Genomic DNA, 21161 nt, shown 5'->3' on the forward strand with positions numbered 1-21161 from the left:
GCTGGCTTTTCAAATGCAATGACGTCACATCAAATTAAGGATGACAGACGTTGTGCATTTCTAAGTTAGTGCCGATGTCTTTGCTGTTCGCTTTAGCATCATCGTTACGTAACTGTGTTAAGTGATCTAAGTAGGCTTGGTCAACATCATTGGTGATGTATTGACCATCGAATACTGAGGTTTCAAAACGCTTAATATCAGGGTTTTCCATTCCTACAGCATCGACCAAATCAGTTAAATCTTGGAAGATAATGCCATCTGCACCGATGATTTTTGCAATTTCGTCAGCATCACGGCCATGAGCGATAAGCTCATTGGTCGTTGGCATATCAATACCGTAAACGTTAGGGAAACGGATTTCAGGAGCAGCTGATGCAAAGTAAACTTTCTTTGCGCCTGCTTCACGTGCCATTTCAATAATCTGCTCAGAAGTGGTGCCACGTACAATAGAATCATCGACTAATAATACGTTTTTACCTTTAAACTCAGTGTTAATAGCATTGAGCTTACGACGTACAGACTTCTTACGCTCTTGCTGACCTGGCATGATAAACGTACGGCCAATATAACGGTTTTTCACAAAACCTTGACGGTAAGGCAGATCCATACAACGGGCAATTTCTAATGCGATATCACATGATGTTTCAGGAATTGGAATAACCACATCAATGTCATGATCTTCCCATTCTTTTTGAATTTTAGCGCCCAATTTTGCGCCCATGTTTACACGGCTGCCATAAACTGAAATTTTGTCCATCGCTGAGTCTGGACGAGCAAAATAAACAAACTCAAAAATACATGGCGCATAGCTCGGGTCTACTGCACATTGGCGAGTAAATAGCTGGCCATCTAACGAGATATAAATCGCTTCACCAGGCGCAACATCACGCATCACTTCAAAGCCTACGGCATCTAATGCAACGCTTTCAGAAGCGACCATGTATTCGGTACCCGTTGGAGTTTCGTGCTTACCAAGCACTAACGGACGGATACCGAAAGGGTCGCGAAATGCGACTAAGCCCTGACCAATAATCATCGCTGCAACAGCGTAAGCACCACGAGTTTGTGCGTGTACTTTAGCCACGGCATCAAATACTTCATCAGCGCTTAAGGTTAAACTGCGAGTTTCTTGAAGCTCATCTGCTAATAGGTTTAGCAGAACTTCAGAGTCTGAGGTGGTGTTAACATGACGACGTTTTTTAACTAGGCTTTCAGCCAGTTCAACCGTGTTAGTTAAGTTACCGTTATGGGCTAAAGAAATACCAAATGGTGAGTTAACATAAAAAGGTTGCGCCTCTGAAGCACTCGAGCTACCAGCAGTTGGGTAACGCACGTGTCCAATGCCAGCTTTACCTTGAAGGCGTTGCATATGTTTAACTTCGAAAACGTCTTTAACTAGTCCATTTGCCTTACGTAAACGAAACGCACTCTTGTCAACAGTCACAATACCTGCTGCATCTTGACCACGGTGCTGAAGCACGGTCAAAGCATCATAAATGGTTTGATTAACCGATGACTGACCAACTATTCCGACGATACCACACATGGGTAAGCTTCCTCATTGTAAGATGTTTTATATTTATATTTTGGGTACAAAGCTAGATGTGTTTTCCAAGTAGTCAAAAAACCACTGAATCACCACACCAAATTGGGGTACAAGTTCTGACTCTTTCCACCAGTCTTGACTTGGCGAACCGGTAAAAGCATCCAGAAAAAATAAGATTGCGCTGACAATTAATGCCCCGCGCAGTGCACCGAAACACAAGCCTAAAACTCGATCGGTACCTGATAAACCAGTTTTAGAAACCAGTTGACCTAATAAGTAGTTTACTAATGCGCCTAAGATAAGCGAGGCGACAAACAAGATGGCAATGGCAACACCGTTGCGCATGGTTTCGTCGCTCATTTGCGTTAAATGAACGGCTAAGTCTTGATAAAATTGGCTGGCAATAAAGAAGGCAGCGAACCATACCACTAAAGACATGGCTTCTTTGGCAAATCCGCGGATCAAACTGATGACAGTTGATAAGCCGATGACGATGAGAATAGCGTAATCAATCCAAACCATTGAGATGGGGATCCGGTATAGATGTTAAGACGGCGCGATTCTAACAGAGACAGAAAACTTTCTCACCAACTGCTAGATAAATTGACTTTGCGCTGTACCAAACAATAGTGAATAGTTAGTTTTCTAGGGGATTGTATTGAACAATTTTGCCTTGAAGACCATTAATTTTTTTGATTTTTTTCTGGTATGTTTTCAATTTATCAGTCGAAAGCTCAGGGCCGACAAATACCTTAGTCAACGAACCATCAATTGGTTTTGCAGGTAAGGTGTAAGCAGTAAAGCCATTTTCTCTAAGCTTTTTAACTAAATCTTCCACATTTTTGGCATTGTTAAATCCACCCAACTGCAAAGTGTAACCCGCTTTGATAGGCTCCACTTTTTTCACTTCAGGCTTAGCTTTAGCAACTTGTTTAACTTCGGCAGTTTGAGTTTGAGTAGGTGCACTATTTGCGATCGACTCCTGAGCAGTATCTTCTGATACTCCTAGGTCTTGGGTTTGGGCGATTTCTTCAACTTCAAAGGTTTCAGGTTTGTAACCTTCACCAATGGCATCACTTGCTTGCTCATTGATTACTGGACGCAGCGGGATTTCAGTGAACTCTTCGATTTCTCGTTGTTTCTTGCCATCGAGTAAGTCAGGCAAAAATATCACCCCAAGCGCCACGATAACGACGGTTCCCACTAATCGGTTTTGAAATTGAGCAGACAAATGTTTATTCCCTTTGTAAAATTTTGCTAAAGCCAGCCACAGTGTAAAATGAGCCAAAAACAATTACCACATCATCTGCAGTTATATTTACACTTATGCTCTGCCACGCTTGGCTAATTGAATCAAACTGATAAGACACGGACTTAGCTGAATTATTGGTTGAACTCACCGGCAACTGATTTGCTAACGTTTGCGCATCTAAGCCACGATCAACATCTAAGCTTGTAAAATACCATTCATTAACTGTGCCGTTAAGCTCGCTAAGTACAGCGGATGCATCCTTATCTTTTAACATGCCACACAAAGCAATAATGCGAGCAGGTTTATATTGTTGCAATTGAGATGCTAAATACTTTGCGGCATGGGGATTATGAGCAACATCGACTAGTACAACAGGTTTATCTAACACTTGCTCTAATCGCCCTGACAAGCTCGCTGTTGCGATGCCAGTGGTAATATCAGCAGCACTAATTGCTGGCCATGTTTGTTCAATGACGGCAATGGCAGTCGCAGCATTAGCTAAGGGTAGTTTAGGTAAGCTCAGTTTATTGATGGCGCACTTGTTGCCACTGAATTGCCATTTATCGCCATTAAGGTGATAGCTAAAGTCTTTATTAACTCGATATACCTTAGCGTTAATTTCAGCGGCATATTCAAGTACTGTACTTGGCAAGTCAGGCTCACCAATCACGGCTAAACAGTTTTCGCGAAATATGCCAGCTTTCTCGCGGCCCACTAACTCACGGGTATCGCCAAGATATTCTTGATGGTCGATATCAATTGAGGTAATGACAGTGACATCTGCATCGATAATATTAGTGGCATCTAAGCGTCCACCTAAACCCACTTCAAGTAACACCACATCAGGTTGAGTCTGCTTAAATATATACAGCCCTGCTAAGGTGGCATATTCAAAGAAGCTTAATGAGATTTCGGTTTGTTGACTTTGTGTTCTGGCACTTTCAATCGCAATAAAAGCTTCGATTAACTGTTCATCAGAAACATCTTGATGATTCAATCGAACTCGCTCATTAAAGTTAATTAAGTGAGGAGAGCTATACACGCCTACGGTTTTACCCGCTTGCAGTAATACGGACTCAATCATGGCGCAGGTCGTCCCTTTGCCATTAGTGCCTGCAACAGTAACAACCTGAGAGTCGAGATTTAGTACATTTAAGCGCAGAGCCACCTCAGTGACACGGGTTAAGCCCATTTCAATTTCAGTTGGGTGAATAGACAATAAATAATCTAACCACTGAGATAAACTTGCACCTTTTTTTGGCGCCTTGATAGCCTGACTATCATTTTCACAACTGGCATTTACTGAAGTCATGTTATTCCTTAACTCAACAAGTCTGATTTATCCAAGGTTTAACTCGTAAAACCGAGTTACTTAATCGAGCATAAATAATGGCCCCATAGGCGGCTTAGGTAATTGATATTGCTCCGGGTAAGTCACATCCACTAGATATAGGCCATTTGGCTTTGATGTTGGCGCAGCATACTTTCTATCTTTTAAGGCAAGTAGCTCATTGACCCATTCTACTTTTTGATTTGACTGACCAATTTCAATTAGGGTGCCGACAATATTTCGTACCATATGGTGTAAAAAAGCATTGGCTTTAATATCAATCATAATGAATCGCCCTTGGCGAGTAACATTAACAAATTCGATGGTTCTCACAGGGCTGTGAGCCTGACATTGCAGGGCTCGGAAACTGGTAAAGTCGTGTTCGCCGACAAACAGCTGCGCACCTTGATGCATCAATTCATGATCAAGTTCGTAGTGATAATGACTTAAGCCATTGCGTAAAATGCCCGGTCTAAATTCACTGTTATCAATAATATAACGATATCTACGGGCAGTAGCGGAAAAGCGAGCGTGGAACGTATCGTCCACTTCCTTTGCCCAGCGAATCGCAATATCATCAGGTAGTTTGGCATTTACACCTAAGGTCCAAGCGGACATTTGGCGAGTAGACTGAGTGTCAAAATGCACCACTTGGCCTGTACCGTGAACCCCTGAGTCGGTTCTGCCAGCGCAAATTATCTCAATGGGTTCATTGGCTATTGATGATAAAGCGGCCTCGATTCTTGCCTGTACAGAAACAACTTCTTTCTGTCGCTGCCAACCGAAGTATTGACTACCATCATATTCGACACCTAACGCCACACGCATTGAAATAACCCTCAAATTTTAAGAGCGCGCATTTTAGCACAAAAAAAACGGCGCATGCATGCTGCGCCGTTTGATCATTTTTATTGCTTAGTTAACACACTATATTCGTTGTTTATTAGCTCATATTATCAAGCAGTTTACCCGCTTCTGTTTGTTGACGTTCGTTGCCGTCAATTTGAACTTCTTTCAAAATCGCTTTGGCGGCATCTTCATCTTCGATTTCGATGTAAGCGCGAGCTAAATCTAACTTGGCATTGACAGAGTTCTCTTCATCATCAACATCAATCATTTCAGCATTGCCGATTAGGGAGTTAACCTCTCCCATATCCACATCGACATCTTTATATTGATCACTTAAGTCGATGTCCTCATCGGCATCGTTAAGTAATTTATCAATATCAATAAAGCCATTCTCTTGCTCAAACGTATCAAGTATTGCCTCAGAAGGCGCTGCTGAACTATCGGACTGTTCTGATTCAGTTTTAGTTGATTCACTTACTGTAAGGCCTTCTTGGGCATCTAATGCCGCTAAAGCTTCATCTACGGTTAAATTATCATCAACTAATTGATAACTATCATCATCGTTACTGATACTGTCAGTTTGCTCTGCAGCAGGATGGTTAGAAGCTTGCTGGAATAAATCCGCTTCCCAGTCCAAAGCTGGCGATTCGGATTTCTTAGACTTTAAATCATCGAAGAAGCCTGAGTCTTTAGTTGCAATTTCGGTGTCTGGCTGTTCTTCAACATTCAATTCGACATTTAATTCGCTGTCTTCAGAATCTGCTACTGAAAGCTCAGATAACATAGCGTCAAACTCCTGCTCTGAAACAGTAGTTTGTTCTTGATCTTCTTGTGTTGAGTCTAATTCTGTTGCAAAGCTCTGCTCTGGCACCAGAGTTTCATCATTTGAAAATAGTGGCACTTCTTCGTCAGCGATTTTATCGACATCAAAATCTGCTAACAGGGCATCAAGCTCATCAATATCTGAATCTTGTTCTTCATTACTTTGTTGCGAAACTTTATCTTGCTGCTCTGCTGCAAGCAATTCAGTGACCAGCAGATCTTCTTGAGGCTCAGTTTCTTTTTCTGATTGCAATTCAGAAGGCGAATCATCTTGCATATCCAATGAAGACTCATCACCTGGCGCAAACTTAAGATCTGTCTCATTTGAGTCTGTAACATCTAGGTCTGTAACATCTAAGTCAGCTAACAATTCATCTAAATCGGCAGCTTCGTTATCAGTATTTTCTAATTTTGATGAGAATTGCTCTGGTTGCTCTTGTTCAATATCTGCAATGATGTTGTCGATTTCGAAATCAGTATTGGTATCAAAATTGGCTTCATCTTTTTCGGTTTCTGAACCAGTCGATTCTAACTCTGAAAGTAGCGAGTCGATGTCGCCATTATCTGATTCAATTTCAAGTTCAGACTCTATTTCTTCAAGTTCTGCACTCAATACCTGCTCAACATCAAGACCTTCATTGCTTAATGGAGCGAACTCTTTCTCTGGATCAACTTCAGCGATAAGCTCATCAATATTCGCCGTTTCATCTAGGCTGACTGAAACATCATTTTCTAATTCGGCGGCAATTTCTGCGGTAAAATCATGTTCATCTTCCGTAGGTGCGTCAATGGAGGCTAAAAGCGCATCCAAGTCATCTTCATCCGAAGTCGTTTCTGCTTGTTCAGATGCTGACTCTGTCTCAATTTCAGCCTCTAAAGCTAAATCAGCATCAGTTGAAATCTCATCTGGTAAATCAAAGTCAGCTAATAAGCTATCAATATCATCTTGGGTATCTGTCGCTAGAGCTTCTGTGACTTGAGCTTCTGTGGCTTGAGCCGCTAGTTCTGGCGCTGCAGGCTCATCTTCTGTTGTTAAGACTTCTGAATCTGTCTCTGCTGGTATATCAAATCCAGCTAACAGGCTATCAATATCATCTTGTGGGTCGGCAGCAGGAGTGTCACTTTCCAGCGATTGAATATCACTAGAGTCAGTTTCTTCAGGTAAATCAAAGTCAGCCAATAGACTGTCGATATCATTTTGTGGATTGCTATCTTCTGTTGCATCAATGTTTGACTCCGAACTTGAATCTAAACTTGCTGCAGAGTCAGGCTCTGGTTCGTCAAAGCCAGCTAATAAGCTGTCTAAATCATCGGTGTCTGATGCTGTTTCTTGTTCTGCAGCGGTATCTTCAGATTCAACTGGCGAGTCTAAACCTTCAAGTAAACTATCAAGGTCATCTTCATCAGCTTCAAGAGGTTGTAAATCTTCCTCTTGCTCTTCCATAGCTTCAGCCCATAGATCATCTAACGATGTTCCTTCAGCCTCTTCTTCAGTCGTTTGGGCATCTTCGGTGATGTACATATCAGCATCGGATGATTCATCCAAGCTTAGTTCTTCAGTGGCTGTAGTTTCTAAATCAAGCAAATCGTCGATGCTGTCGGTTGACGCTTCATCTTCATCTAAATGAATGGCTAAGTTTTCAATATCATCCACTTCTGCTTCAGGTTCAAAAGCCTCCTGTTCCATCTCTTGCTCTGCTGAAGTTTCAGCTTCATTCAATGCATTGTTCTTACGGCGCATTAGCCAAAATATCAACAAGAAAATAATGACTAAAGGTAGCGCAGCAACCAGTGCTAACAACATCATATTGTCTGAAATTGAACGCCAGAAATCAGTCGGTTCTTCTACCACCTCAGGTTTATTATTCTGCTCCACTAACTGCTGATGAGTCGTCTCTAACCCTTGGTATTTTTCAGTGAGTAACTGAAAGTCTTCTTGCATCGCTGATAGCTGCAAAGTTAACTCTTGGATCTTAGCTTTTAGTGCAGTGTTGTCTGCATCTTTCACCATTAACATATCTTCTGCACGCGCAAGCTCGTCAGTTAATGACAAGGTCTTAGTTTGTGCATCTTCTAATTTAACAGTTAACTCATCAATTTGAGGCTGGCTTTTAGCTGCGGCTTGTTTTGCTAAGTCTGTTGCCGTGGGTTGCTTTGTCTCAGCCACTATTTGTAATGGCTTTTGCGGCGATGGTTGATTAGCTACCGACGGGTTATTTGTTGAAGGAATCGCTGGAGGTGTTGTTGATGTAGCACGTTGATTCGCATTAGGAAGACGTTTATCGTTATTTTCCGCCCTTGTTTTAGCTTCTGAACGACTAACTTGTGCCATAACATCAGCAGATGGCACTAGTAGCGTCATGCCGCGTTCTAATGAATTGTAATTATTACTGCTAAAAGCATGAGGGTTCGCGTCAAATAATGCCGCCATCACTTGATATACGGAGATATTTTGATTGGGTCTTACTTTTTGAGCAATGCTCCAAAAGGTATCAGCTGAGGTTGTTGGGCCATATTGACGAGCTGGCGCGGAGCTGACCTCACCATTTGGACCGGTAATTTTGAGCGTTTCTGCATGGGCAGGCTCGATAAAATGAGAAGCAGAAACAACGGCCATTGCACAGGCCATAATGCCAACAAAATAAGAGGTACGAAAAATCATCAATCTTTCCCTTTGAGCGCGATCGAGTTGTCTTCGTGACAACTGGCTTTAGGTCATTTATTTTTATTAATTAAGACTATAAACCAGATTTAGTCACCCTGCTACTGCTGACAGCGGTAAAACGAAAAAAGCCTGCAGGCTGCAGGCTTTTTAGTCTAAATAACTCTATTCATAGCAGATTAATAATAATCTCTAATGAGAACTTCAGCTATTTGAACACTGTTTAAAGCAGCACCTTTACGAATGTTATCGGCCGTTACCCATAAATTTATACCGTAATCGTGAGAAATATCTTTTCTTACACGACCGACAAACACAGGATCTGTGCCAGCAGAGTCGGTTACAACTGTTGGGTAGTCTTCATCGTTTTCAAATAACACCACTCCTTCTGCATCACGCAGAACTGCTTTTACTTCTTCAGCTTCAACAGGTTGACGAGTTTCTAAATGCACAGCTTCTGAGTGTCCGTAGAATACAGGAACACGCACAGCTGTTGGGTTAACCACAATATCGTGGTCGCCAAAAATCTTCTGTGTTTCCCACACCATTTTCATTTCTTCTTTGGTGTAGCCATTTTCCATAAACACATCAATTTGCGGTAACACGTTAAATGCAATTTGCTTTGGATAAACTTTGTTTTCAGCAGGTAAGCCTTGAAGTAACTTCGACGTTTGACCTGCAAGTTCATCAATAGCTTGCTTCCCAGAACCAGAAACTGATTGATAAGTCGCAACGTTAATACGCGAAATACCAAATGCATCATAAATCGGTTTTAAAGCCACTAACATCTGAATGGTTGAACAATTAGGGTTGGCAATAATGTTACGATTACGAAAATCAGCAATGGCTTGTGGATTAACTTCAGGTACAACAAGCGGTACGTCGATGTCGTAACGGAAATGTGAGGTGTTATCAATCACAACACAGCCATTCTCAGCAGCAATAGGTGCCCACTTAGCTGATACATCGCCACCAGCAGAGAAAAAGCCAATTTGAGCTTTACTCCAATCGAACGTGTCCACATCAAGAATTTCTACTTGTTTACCATTAAAGCTTACGGTGTCGCCAGCACTGCGGCTACTTGCTAATGGGTATAAGTTTGCGACTGGGAATTTTCGCTCTTCAAGGATCTCAATCATAGTTTGACCCACTGCGCCCGACGCACCTAAAACAACAACATTAAATTCCTGTGACATAATTAACGCTCGACTCCTGAAAAACCTAATTTATATATCCAATTTACCTCAGATAGCCCCGTGTTGACTAGCGACAATGCACTAAATTCACGTCTATGTGTGTGATTTTTTCTCATATGGTCAAACCCATGGTTATTAAGAAAGCTATTTCTAAACAAATAGTCGTCATCACTGAGGTTGTAGACCAACCTTGAGATATTCAGTAACTGAGTTTCTGAAAGGTCACTGTTAATATTAAGCTGGCTGATATTAAAAGCGGGTAACAAATTGCTGACGCTCTTATCGACCTCAAGATTAAGAATAGCGCACAGTTTTTGGAACAACATGTGCGTTCCTCGTGCTTTACCTTCAAGGCTGTAACCCGCAATATGAGGAGTCGCAAATTCAACTAATGGAACTAGCTCAGGCATTGGGTTAGGCTCACCTTCCCATACATCCAAAACCAGTTTTAAATCGCTTCTTTGTTGCTTTACTTTAATCAGGGCGCGATTATCAATGACTTCGCCGCGACAGCAATTTAATAACCAAGTATTGGGTTTAAGTTGGTTGAGTTTAGCTTCGTCAAACAAATACCAAGTCTTATCTTTACCTGTTCGTGTAATTGGCACATGTAAACTAATGATATCGGCTTGGTCAATAATGGTATCAAGGGGAACAAACTCGCGAGATGCATTGACTTTATCGCCTTGTTTAGCCAAAACAGGATCGCACAATAGTACTTTCATACCGTAAGCTTTTAGGCAATGTTCAAGTGCTGAACCTGTATTCCCTGCCCCAACAATGCCTACAACCTTACCTTTAAGCGGTTGCTTAAATCGTTTAGCAAGCTCCAACATGGCAATAAACGCGAACTCACCGACAGCTGTAGCATTACAACCTGGAGCATTACTAAAGGGAATATTGCTTACTTGAAGGTAATCAAGATCAATATGGTCAGTGCCAATTGTCGCGCTGCCGACAAACTTAAGCTTATTAGCTTTTGCAAGTAGCTGCTTATTTACCTTAGTGACGGAACGAACCAATAAAACATCGACATCGACCAGTTGCTCTGGTCTAAGTTGACGGCCATTAACAAGAGTTATTTCGCCTAGTTCGCCAAATAATGCTTCAACATAAGGCATATTCTCATCAGCAACAATCTTCATACTTGGGATTTACCATCTTAAAACGATACGATTGCCTTATTCTATCAAGTAATGAGAAACAGTCGTTACCTTCAAAAACGAAATAATGAATTCTATTTTAAATTTGGATCCTAAACAGCGGTTAATTTACTTTAAATACAAAAAAACCTTCAACGTTTCCGTTAAAGGTTTTTAAATATTCAGTCTAAATATCAGCTTTAATGAGTCATAAAATACATCATAACGACAAGCTAAATATTATTACTTAAATTTACGCATCACTAATGTTGCGTTAGTGCCACCAAAACCAAAGCTATTGCTCATAACAGTGGTTAGCTCAGCATCACGATATTCAGTGACTAATGGAATACCAGCCGCTTTTTCGTCCGGAGTATCGATGTTGATACTTGGCGCAATAAAGCTGTTTTCCATCATTATCATGCTATAAATCGCTTCATGAACACCTGCAGCACCCAAAGCATGACCTGTCATTGACTTAGTTGAAGCCACTGGCGGAATGTTGTCTTGGAAGACTTCATGGATTGCTTCAAGTTCACGCACATCACCTACTGGGGTAGATGTACCGTGAGTGTTAACATAATCAATTGGTGTATCAACATCAGCAAGTGCCATTTGCATACAACGAACAGCACCTTCACCTGACGGAGCAACCATATCGTAACCGTCTGAAGAAGCGCCATAACCGATAATTTCGGCATAGATTTTAGCGCCACGAGCTAATGCGTGCTCTAACTCTTCAACAACCACGATTCCGCCGCCGCCAGAGATAACAAAACCGTCACGGTCAGCATCGTAAGTACGTGAAGCCAATTCTGGTGTTTCGTTGTACTTAGTTGATAACGCACCCATCGCATCAAACCCCATAGTCAGGGTCCAATCTAATTCTTCAGCACCACCAGCAAATACCATATCTTGCTTACCCATTTGGATAAGTTCAGCCGCATGGCCAATACAGTGAGCAGATGTTGCACAGGCTGAACTGATTGAGTAGTTCATGCCTTTAATTTTGAATGGGGTAGCTAAACATGCACTCGCGGTACTCGCCATAATACGAGGTACGATGTAAGGACCTACACGTTTAACGCCTTTTTCACGTAGCTTATCAGCTGCTTCCACTTGGTTTTTAGAAGATGCACCGCCGGTGCCAACAACTAAACCCACACGATGGTGAGAATATTGCTCTTCAGTTAAGTTTGCATCGCTGATAGCTTCTTGCATAGCAATGTATGCATAAGCGGCAGCATCACCCATAAAACGTAGCGCTTTACGGTCAATGTGATCTGCTGGGTTTAATTTAATCTCGCCCCACACGTGGCTGCGTAATTTCATTTCTTCGAATTGGTCAGAATGGGTAATACCACTACGTCCAGCTTTAAGTGAATCAGTCACTTCTTGCTTGTTATTACCGATGCTTGAAACAACACCTAAACCTGTTATTACGACTCTTTTCATTTTTTGCTATCCATTTTGTACGTGTCAGTACCTAATTTTGCTGCCGCAATGATATCCGCTTTAGACGAATAAAGTGGTCAGCTTTCAACAAACATAGGTAAAATAATCTCAATAGAACCAAATTTGAGTATGAGCTTTGACCAATTTAACCACTGACTTCCCTATAGTTACCCGAGATTGTGCAACAATATCGACTAATTTTCCAAGTAGTTACTGTCAAAACCCTAATTATGCAGCAAGCATAAGGCATTATTATGAAACTGTCTTGTCAGATAAGCCAAACTCTCACAAAACCTTGTGTATTGGTCAGCTTGGGTTTGGAATTGGCATGGAAGTCATGCTGCTTTGGCAATTATCTGAACAATTTAGCCAATCGATCCACCTCAGTGTATTTGATGCATACAGCATTAATGCATTTGAACTAAGTCAGTTGATTCAACAAGCTCAGATTCAATTGACCCAAGATGTAACAAGTCATGAATTAACAACTCTTTCTTCCCCTTGGCATGATTATGTTGTGCAATTAACAACATCCTCTATTGCCAATATTAACGGATGCCAGCGGCTCAGTTTTAACCAAGGTCAATTTGTTGTTGATGTTTACTTTGGTAATCTACACAACAGCATTCAAACTCTTCCTTTTAGCCAACAAGGCCAGCTAGAGCACTGGCATTGCTTACCTCATACGACGCAAGAAGAGTATTTAGATCAACACTTCACTCAAAAGCTATTCTGGCAAATGGGTAGGATCAGCCTCGACAGTGCTAGCTTTTACACTTTTGATGAAAGAAATGCTCCATCAAAGCTAGTCCATTACGCTGAGAGTGCTGGATTTACCTTAGTTTCAAATCCGCAGAAACGTGAAAATGGCGTTTTAAAACTGCTTAATAATGAAATTCCCCTATGTGAGCGAAAAGCACTTCGCCAATTATTATTAAGCGAGTATGCCTATTGTTTACCTCACGAAAATTTGCCCGCTAAAGATGGTAATGAGTCCATTGCGATTATAGGCGGTGGCATTGCAGCCGCTCACCTTGCTTTGTCACTGGCTGAAAAAGGTAAAAATGTCACAATTTATTGTAAGGACCAAATGCTGGCTGATGGCGCATCAGGTAACAAACAAGGGGCTATTTACCCACTTCTAACTCCCGATAACGGTTTAATGAGCCAATACTTTCAACAAGCCTTTTTGTACAGTCGTCGCCGTTTAGAGGAGTTAACTGCTGCGGGCCATCAAATAGATCATCAGTTATGCGGCGTGTTGCAAACGGGCTTTGATGAACGTAGTGATGCAAGGTTAAATAAGATTATTGATGGTCAGCCTTGGCCAAACGAAATAGCATTTTCCGTAAGTTCCGCCAAAGCGAATGAGCTTGCCAATATTCAAATAGATAAGCCCGCATTTTATTACCCGTTAGCAGGCTGGATTTGCCCCCAAGAGTTTGCAGTGGCTGCAATAAAACAAGCACAGAAAATAGCCTCAAGTAAAGGCAATGAAGTGATTGTAAAGCTTAACTGCAAGATTTCAGCATTAACCAAAACAGATTCAGTTTGGCGACTAACCTCAACGGAGCATAATGAGTTAGGTACGCAGCATTATGAACACCCCATAGCTGTTGCAGCATCAGGCGCGCAGCTAACGGAGTTTGCACAAACTCGTTCACTGCAAGTCACAGGGTTTCGCGGCCAAGTGAGCCATATTCCCTCAAAAGGTAAACTTGCCGAATTACAAACGGTAATTTGCGCTCATGGTTACCTCACCCCTGAAAATAACCAGCATCATTGTGTGGGGGCAAGTTACGTTAAGTCACCTGACAACCTTGATTACTGTCCTGATGAACAACGAGAGAACGCTCAAAAAATGCATCATAGTTTCCCCGACAGGGATTGGGTAAATGATGTGGATGTTTCAGATGAAAAAGCTAGAGTCGGCGTACGAATGGTCACTCGAGACCATTGCCCTATGATGGGATTAGCGCCAGACATCGATAGCATATTCGCGCAATATCACACTGAGCCATTAGCAGACCATCAACTCACTGTTGCCAGTCGTAAATTTTGGCGCCAGCACCGCGCACCTTCACATCAAGGTTTATACGTTTTAGGTGGGTTAGGATCAAGAGGGTTAAGTTCAGGGCCGCTAGCTGCTGAGGCATTAGCCTCCATTATTTGCGAGCAAACGCCGCCAATCAGTTACGACATGTTCGCAATGTTAAACCCCAATCGCATGTGGTTAAGAAAGTTACTCAAAGGCAAATCTTTGATGGTCTAATTTTCTAATTTAACTAAAGTCTTCAGTCAGCAAAATGATGAAAACTCACTTAACATCCATACCCGAAACTTGCTATAGGAAGTATTATGAACCAAAGGATCCACCAAGCTTATTTAGGCGAGTTGTACGGCATCGCCTTTTTTACTTTATTTCAGAATGTAGAACAAAACCCTCAACGTCAGCTCCTTTGGAATAAGCTTGTTGAAGTAGAAACACTAACTGCTGAGTTACTATTATCATACCTGTTAAAGCAATCTGAACGCTTTAGCTACCCAGTCGATAAAATGACACAGAAAGGCCATGAAGATGCACAGAAGTGGCTGGGGTTAGAGTGGACTGAACTACTGCAAACTCTAAAGACTTGGGTGGAACCCTTTGAGGCAGAATACCGTCAATGGGCAAAAGACTGTACAGAAAATCAGGAGGTATTTGATTTAATCGCCGCCCATGAGACCGCCATACTGCAATGCTTTGAAGCCGAAATAATCCAAAAAAATGGCCAAGTTAAACTTGACCATTTTATTCAGCAACATAGTAAACCAGCTTAACGCTATTTGAGCCAAGTTTTGACTTTGGTGCGATTATTATTATCGCGACTCTCACGAATAAGCTCATCATCAGCCGCTACTTGGGCACTTTTTGATAAACGGTCATATAACAATACATTGACCGATGCCGCCAGATTCATACATCCCACAGTCGGTACATATACAACGTCATCTGCAGCATCAATAATTTGCTGTGGAATGGTGCCATCTTCAGGGCCAAAGATATAAAAAGCATTTTGCGGATGTTCAAATAACGGCAACGGCGTGGCACCAACCACTAAATCAACACAAATAATTTTAGCACCTTCTGGTGCTTGCTCAAGCAACGACTCCACCCGTGTTAACGGAATCGTTTTGGCTGCATTTTTAGTATCAACGTCATATTGCGCTTCGCCTGAGCGAGCAGCAAGTTCGTAACGATTACCAGTGTAAAGTACTGACTTTGCTTGATAACAACCCGCAGCGCGCATAATACCACCTACGTTAACTGGGGTTTTAGGGTTAACAAGACCAATAGCAGCCCTTGAGTGTTCGAGGGTACTATCGATAGTATTGATTTGTTCAGTCATGCAATATCACTTACTTTTACTATATATTTAATATCAGTGCTTAGTTAATAACTAATGCTTAATTAATAACTAGTGTTTAGTTGATATCGGGGCTTAATTCATTTCTGAGCTTACGTAATATCGCGTTATTTGATATCGCTGATAATTTGACGTAATTGTTGCCAAGCATTTTGCACTAATTCAAAGTCTGCTTGTTCTAATTCATCGTTAGCCAGTGCCAAACAATCAACCATTTTTTCATCTAACGCTTCAATACCGCTAAGTTGTTCTTGTTCAAGCTGAGAAAAAACCACTGCGATATGGCCTTGTAAGTAACCACTTGCAAATAGCGCGTCATCATCACCATTGGCAACTGTATGTTCAATCCAACCTTCTAATGCCGCATCGTACTTCTCTAACATGCTCTAACTCTCCGATAAATCTGGGTTGGCGACTTGGTACATCACGTAATCGTGGTATCCAGTGGTAATTTTATAATAACCAGCAAGCGCACTATCTAATTCAGGGTCGCCACTATCCACAATTAATGGCCTTCCTTCAAGTGCTTTTAACTTAGTTTTTGTTGCTAGAATAATAATATTGTCTTTTCCAATACGTTTAATCAGCTGTGGCGATAGTTGCTGATTACCTCGACCGAGAATATGCCCTTGTCCACCAATGAGGGTAATTACTAACTTTGCTGGTTTGTCTTCAGTTAATTCAAGTAACTGTTTTGCCGTTACATCTGATGCGATAAGTTGTTGATGCTGAATAACATCTACACCTAATAAGGTATTGTCGAGATGCAAGTCTTCCATCACTGCGGCAACCGTTGAGCCACTGCCAATAATATAAAGCTCATCTTCCATTTGATTAATAACATCTGCTGCAATATCTGCCAGAACTAATTCATCCACTTCTTTACCGCCCATTTTTACCGCTTGAATGTAACGCGGCTCGGCAGGTACTAGCATTTCACCAAAGCGTTTTGCTCTAACCGTGCCCTGCCGGAAAGCTTGTTCATCAATGTCCATCACATCGGCGCTCATCAAGCTAACTAACTCGCGTTTTAGCAACATACTGACGACGATACCCGCTGCATGTGGGGTAATGGCATAAACGCCAGAATGAATTTTCACGCCTGCAGGGACGCCTAAAACGGGCAATTGTGCAGGTAATGAGTCATCCATTACGGCATAAATATCACGGGCCGTGCCATCTCCGCCAGCAAACAACAATAAATCTAACGATTCATTTAAAAGAGCTTTGACAGCCTGCTGCGTATCATCAGCAGATGATTGATATACGGAGGATGATTGATTTGAGTCGGATGATTGCAGAGCAGTATCATTAGCTTGATATGAATGAATACAAGTGACTGAAAACCCCATCTCAACAGCAAGGTTTTGCCCCATATCGCCTGAAGCCGTAATTATATCAATTTGGTCTTTAAACGGCTCGATGACAGCCAAGGCTTGCTGCATTCTTAGACCTGCTTTGGGCTCAGCGCCTTTTTCAAACGCCAATTGCGCCACATTGTCAGAGCCTTTCAGACCGACACTGCCACCTAATCCTGCCAATGGGTTAATAATCAAACCTAATCTAAAACGCTTCACTGCAATGAATCCTTTATTTTTACCTTAAATCAGATGTGTAAATCTAATATCAAAACTAACAAGTGCTTTGACTATTTGGTTTTGTCTCTTTAATCGCAGCAGCTGCGATTAACGATAGTAGTGCACAAAAAGAGGCAAACAACCAGGTTTGGCCTGAGCCTGAACCGTCGCCCCATATCATTCCGCTTATCCATATCCCTATCGCGCCACCTAAGCCAAAACTTAAACTAGCATATAAGGCTTGGCCTTTACTGCGATGAGCAATATCAAAATTTCGATGAATAAACTGTATCGACGCAGCATGAGTTAAGCCGAAAGTGAATGCATGTAATGCTTGACTGATAGACAAGAGCAAAAGATTATCGACCCCGTAGGCAAGCAAAACCCATCTTAATACTGTAAAAGCAATACTGACAATCAATAATATCTTCACGCCAAATCGCCCCAGCAGTCTAGGCGCTAGCATAAACATTAAGATTTCAACAACCACGCCAAAAGCCACAAACAGCCCTGCTACGCCCTCAGAGTATCCTGCTTGTTTAAGATACAAAACGAAGAAACCATAAAATGGCCCAACACTCATTTGTAATAAAATCGCAGAAATCAGGAACCAAATAATAGGAGAAGTTAACTTCAGAGGAGGTCTAGAGGCGGCATCGCCAAGTGAGGCTCTATTATTTGGTAAGGCTAAGGCACATAGAAACATACCCACAAATAGCACCATGCCAATTGATGGCACAATTTCAGCCCCATACTCACTAATTGCAAAGCCTGCGAAAATCACTAAACAAATATAACCTACACTTCCCCAACTTCGTATAGCACCGTAACGATGCGATTCATCCCCTAAACTTTCAAGAGTAATGACTTCAAGTTGGGCCAAAATAGCATTCCAGAAAAAGGTATAGACCATCAGGCTTAAGGCAAGATACGTTAAGCTGCCGTCAAAGAAAAAGCTGATATAGGTTATCGCAGCGGCAGCTGAACCGAATTTGACTAATTCAGAACGCATTCCCGTTCTATCAGCCACCATAGCCCATACATTAGGCGCAATAATGCGCGTCCCCATGAGTATCGCCATCAGAAATCCAATTTCTTGCGCATTAAAGCCTCGGTTATCAAAAAAGACACCAAGATAAGGAACCATTAACCCAAGAATTGAAAAAAAGAAAAAGTAACAAGCGCTGAGCCAACGGACGTTAGGCTCAGCAGATAACGCATTAGGCATTTATTTCATACCGATAACAGGGGTTTGAGAAACCACATCCTGATTTTGAGCGCGATGACGAAGCAAGTGATCCATAAGAACAATCGCTAACATCGCTTCTGCAATAGGTACTGCTCGAATACCAACACAAGGGTCATGACGACCTTTGGTAACAACATCAGCCGTTGTGCCTTGTGCTGTCATACTTTGCCCTGGCACTGAAATGCTTGATGTTGGTTTTAGCGCTATATGAGCAACGATAGGCTGACCAGAAGAGATGCCACCTAAAACGCCGCCAGCATGATTTGACTCAAACCCAGCTGGAGACATTAAGTCGCGACCTTCTGAACCTTTTTGGGTCACGACGCCAAAACCGTCACCGATTTCAACCCCTTTTACCGCGTTAATACCCATGAGTGCATGAGCTATATCAGCATCTAGTCGGTCAAATACTGGTTCACCTAATCCAACAGGAACTCCTGTTGCTGCAACAGTAATTTTAGCCCCGACAGAGTCGCCTGATTTTTTTAAATCACGCATGTACTCATCAAGTTGCTCTAATTTAGAGGCATCAGGAAAGAAGAAAGCATTTTGCTCTACTTCATTTAAGTCAACCGAATCAGCGCAGATAGGCCCAAGTTGGGACATGTAACCGTTAATTTCGATCCCATGAACTTGTTTAAGGTATTTTTTAGCAACGGCGCCGGCTGCTACACGCATCGCAGTCTCACGGGCAGATGAACGTCCACCACCACGATAATCACGTAGACCATATTTTTGCTGATAAGTGTAATCAGCATGACCTGGACGAAATAAGTCTTTGATATTTGAATAATCTTGACTGCGCTGGTCAGTGTTCTCAATTAACAAACCAATTGAAGTACCTGTTGTTTTATCTTCAAAAACACCAGATAAAATGCGTACTTCATCAGGTTCGCGGCGCGCAGTTGTATAACGTGAGGTACCCGGGCGACGGCGATCTAAATCGTGCTGCATATCTTCAACCGTCAGTTCAAGACCTGGTGGGCAGCCATCAATAATACAACCTAATGCAACACCGTGACTTTCACCGAAAGTCGTTACGACAAAATTCTGACCTATGCTATTTCCCGACATGCTATCTGATTACCTCAACGTGATATATTTTTCTAATCGTTATTATTCACTATCTTTATAGATGGCGAAAAGTGATTCATTTTCAACTAGCTGATCATAGGTAAGAACAAACACACCGTCTCCGCCATGTTCAAACTCGACCCAAGTGAATGGAACATCTGGGAATTGCTCGTTCAAATGCACCATCGAATTGCCGACTTCGACAACCAATAAACCATCAGGAGTCAGATAATCTGCTGCATTAGCAAGAATACGCTTGGTTAAATCTAACCCATCACGACCTGATGCTAAGCCTATAGCTGGCTCATGACGATATTCATCAGGCATATCGCCGATGTCTTCTTCATCTACGTATGGTGGGTTCGATACGATCAAATCGTAATGTGGACCTTTTTCAATCGATGAGAAAATATCAGATTGAATGGGAAAAACTCGGTCTAATACATTTAATGATTCAATATTAATTTGAGCAACTTCTAGCGCGTCTTCACTGATATCCAATGCATCAACCTCAGCATCTTCAAACGCATAAGCACATGCAATAGCAATACACCCACTGCCAGTACATAAGTCCATAACACGTGACACTGGCTTGTTGTACAGCCATGGGCTGAAACCGTTATTGATCATTTCAGCTATTGGTGAGCGTGGCACTAACACACGCTCATCAACATAAAACTCTAGATCAGCAAAGCGGGCTTTGTTGGTTAGGTATGGAACCGGTAAACGCTCACGTACACGACGAATAATTAATTCAACAATCTTGTGTTTTTCACTGCTAGTCAGGTTTGAGTTAACCACCTGCTGACCGATTTCTTCAGGAAGATGTAATGCATGGAAAACCAAAGAAATAGCTTCATCCCAAGCATTATCAGTTCCGTGCCCATAATAAATGTTAGCATCGTTAAAACGGCTCACAGCCCAACGCAACATATCGCCAACGGTTCTTAATTCGGTGACAGCTTCATCTACAAAGATTTTATCCAAAACATAACTCCTGAAAAATTGTTCCTGACCATTGTAACTGAAGTCTATTAAGATGACCTAGAATTCAATACAATAGCGCTATGAATAAAGAAAATAATCCTGACTTTGCGCTGTTTTCAGAGCAATTTGACGGCGTTAAACCGTTAAATCAAGATAAACACCATTTTAAGCAGTCGGTCAAATCCAAACAACAAGTCGAAATAAAAGAGCAGCAAGTATATGCTGATAGTTATTTCTCGGATAATTATCAACCTATCTTGCCTGTTGAAGGGCCAATGCGCTGGTTGAACGAAGGCGTTGAAAAAATTGAGTTGAAGCGATTACGTCGCGGAGATTATCAGCCTGATTTATTACTTGATTTACATGGTATGCGCCAAGCTGAAGCTAAACTTGAATTAGCTGCGCTACTGCAGGCATGTGTCAAACAACATATTCTTTGCTGCTGCGTGATGCATGGTTACGGTTCTGGGATCTTAAAGCAACAACTACCTATGTGGCTCGCACAGCACCCAAAAGTGAAAGCTTTTCATCAAGCACCTAAAGAATGGGGCGCTGATGCAGCTTTACTCATCTTGGTTGATATTGGCGACCATGCTCATCGAAGATAATTTTA

Annotated in this window: 18 protein-coding genes; 3 read left to right on the forward strand and 15 right to left on the reverse strand. The window is 41.9% G+C overall.

Annotated elements, in window-relative coordinates; all coding sequences use genetic code 11:
* Positions 1-34 precede the first annotated feature (34 nt).
* The 9 genes from purF to fabB form a co-directional block, all read right to left on the reverse strand.
* On the reverse strand, positions 35-1546 hold the full coding sequence (gene purF / locus QPX86_RS13575; protein ID WP_220754945.1) for an amidophosphoribosyltransferase: 1512 nt from the start codon (positions 1544-1546) through the stop codon (positions 35-37).
* A 33-nt stretch (positions 1547-1579) separates the two neighbouring features.
* Positions 1580-2068, reverse strand: coding sequence for a CvpA family protein (locus QPX86_RS13580; RefSeq protein WP_285163006.1), 489 nt, complete (start codon positions 2066-2068; stop codon positions 1580-1582).
* A gap of 115 nt (positions 2069-2183) precedes the next feature.
* Positions 2184-2777, reverse strand: coding sequence for an SPOR domain-containing protein (locus QPX86_RS13585; RefSeq protein ID WP_220754943.1), 594 nt, complete (start codon positions 2775-2777; stop codon positions 2184-2186).
* Between the two features lie 4 nt (positions 2778-2781).
* A complete protein-coding gene (folC, locus tag QPX86_RS13590) occupies positions 2782-4110 on the reverse strand; it encodes a bifunctional tetrahydrofolate synthase/dihydrofolate synthase (RefSeq protein WP_285163007.1) in 1329 nt (442 codons plus the stop codon).
* A gap of 60 nt (positions 4111-4170) precedes the next feature.
* Positions 4171-4956, reverse strand: a complete 786-nt coding sequence (gene truA / locus QPX86_RS13595; RefSeq protein ID WP_220754941.1) for a tRNA pseudouridine(38-40) synthase TruA — start codon at positions 4954-4956, stop codon at positions 4171-4173.
* A gap of 115 nt (positions 4957-5071) precedes the next feature.
* Positions 5072-8461, reverse strand: a complete 3390-nt coding sequence (locus tag QPX86_RS13600; protein WP_285163008.1) for a FimV/HubP family polar landmark protein — start codon at positions 8459-8461, stop codon at positions 5072-5074.
* A 179-nt stretch (positions 8462-8640) separates the two neighbouring features.
* Complete coding sequence (locus tag QPX86_RS13605; RefSeq protein ID WP_220754939.1) at positions 8641-9657, reverse strand: aspartate-semialdehyde dehydrogenase; 1017 nt, start codon at positions 9655-9657, stop codon at positions 8641-8643.
* 2 nt (positions 9658-9659) lie between these two features.
* On the reverse strand, positions 9660-10802 hold the full coding sequence (locus tag QPX86_RS13610; RefSeq protein ID WP_285163009.1) for a 4-phosphoerythronate dehydrogenase: 1143 nt from the start codon (positions 10800-10802) through the stop codon (positions 9660-9662).
* 240 nt (positions 10803-11042) lie between these two features.
* Positions 11043-12254, reverse strand: a complete 1212-nt coding sequence (fabB, locus tag QPX86_RS13615) for a beta-ketoacyl-ACP synthase I (protein ID WP_220754937.1) — start codon at positions 12252-12254, stop codon at positions 11043-11045.
* A gap of 265 nt (positions 12255-12519) precedes the next feature.
* Between fabB and mnmC the strand changes: the two genes are divergently transcribed.
* The gene (gene mnmC, locus QPX86_RS13620; RefSeq protein WP_285163010.1) at positions 12520-14526 is read left to right on the forward strand and encodes an FAD-dependent 5-carboxymethylaminomethyl-2-thiouridine(34) oxidoreductase MnmC; all 2007 of its coding nucleotides are present in this window, start codon (positions 12520-12522) and stop codon (positions 14524-14526) included.
* Positions 14527-14612: 86 nt separating this feature from the next.
* A complete protein-coding gene (locus QPX86_RS13625; protein WP_285163011.1) occupies positions 14613-15074 on the forward strand; it encodes a hypothetical protein in 462 nt (153 codons plus the stop codon).
* Between the two features lie 2 nt (positions 15075-15076).
* Here QPX86_RS13625 and QPX86_RS13630 read toward each other — a convergent pair whose 3' ends face one another.
* From QPX86_RS13630 to prmB, 6 genes are all read right to left on the reverse strand, one after another.
* Positions 15077-15643, reverse strand: coding sequence for an RNA methyltransferase (locus QPX86_RS13630; RefSeq protein ID WP_220754934.1), 567 nt, complete (start codon positions 15641-15643; stop codon positions 15077-15079).
* Between the two features lie 125 nt (positions 15644-15768).
* Complete coding sequence (locus QPX86_RS13635; RefSeq protein WP_220754933.1) at positions 15769-16044, reverse strand: YfcL family protein; 276 nt, start codon at positions 16042-16044, stop codon at positions 15769-15771.
* Positions 16045-16047: 3 nt separating this feature from the next.
* Positions 16048-17238 carry an ATP-NAD kinase family protein gene (locus tag QPX86_RS13640; RefSeq protein ID WP_285163012.1) on the reverse strand — a complete coding sequence of 397 codons (1191 nt, stop codon included), beginning with the start codon at positions 17236-17238 and terminating at the stop codon, positions 16048-16050.
* A gap of 55 nt (positions 17239-17293) precedes the next feature.
* Complete coding sequence (locus tag QPX86_RS13645) at positions 17294-18466, reverse strand: MFS transporter (protein WP_220754931.1); 1173 nt, start codon at positions 18464-18466, stop codon at positions 17294-17296.
* On the reverse strand, positions 18467-19561 hold the full coding sequence (gene aroC, locus QPX86_RS13650; RefSeq protein WP_220754930.1) for a chorismate synthase: 1095 nt from the start codon (positions 19559-19561) through the stop codon (positions 18467-18469).
* 42 nt (positions 19562-19603) lie between these two features.
* Positions 19604-20548 (reverse strand): 50S ribosomal protein L3 N(5)-glutamine methyltransferase, encoded by a 945-nt coding sequence (gene prmB / locus QPX86_RS13655; protein ID WP_220754929.1) that lies wholly within the window; start codon positions 20546-20548, stop codon positions 19604-19606.
* 80 nt (positions 20549-20628) lie between these two features.
* Here prmB and smrB point away from each other — a divergent pair, with 80 nt between their 5' ends.
* Positions 20629-21156 (forward strand): endonuclease SmrB, encoded by a 528-nt coding sequence (smrB, locus tag QPX86_RS13660; RefSeq protein ID WP_220754928.1) that lies wholly within the window; start codon positions 20629-20631, stop codon positions 21154-21156.
* The last annotated feature ends 5 nt before the right edge of the window (positions 21157-21161 follow it).

The sequence above is a fragment of the Shewanella goraebulensis genome, assembly GCF_030252245.1.
Lineage (GTDB): Bacteria > Pseudomonadota > Gammaproteobacteria > Enterobacterales > Shewanellaceae > Shewanella > Shewanella goraebulensis.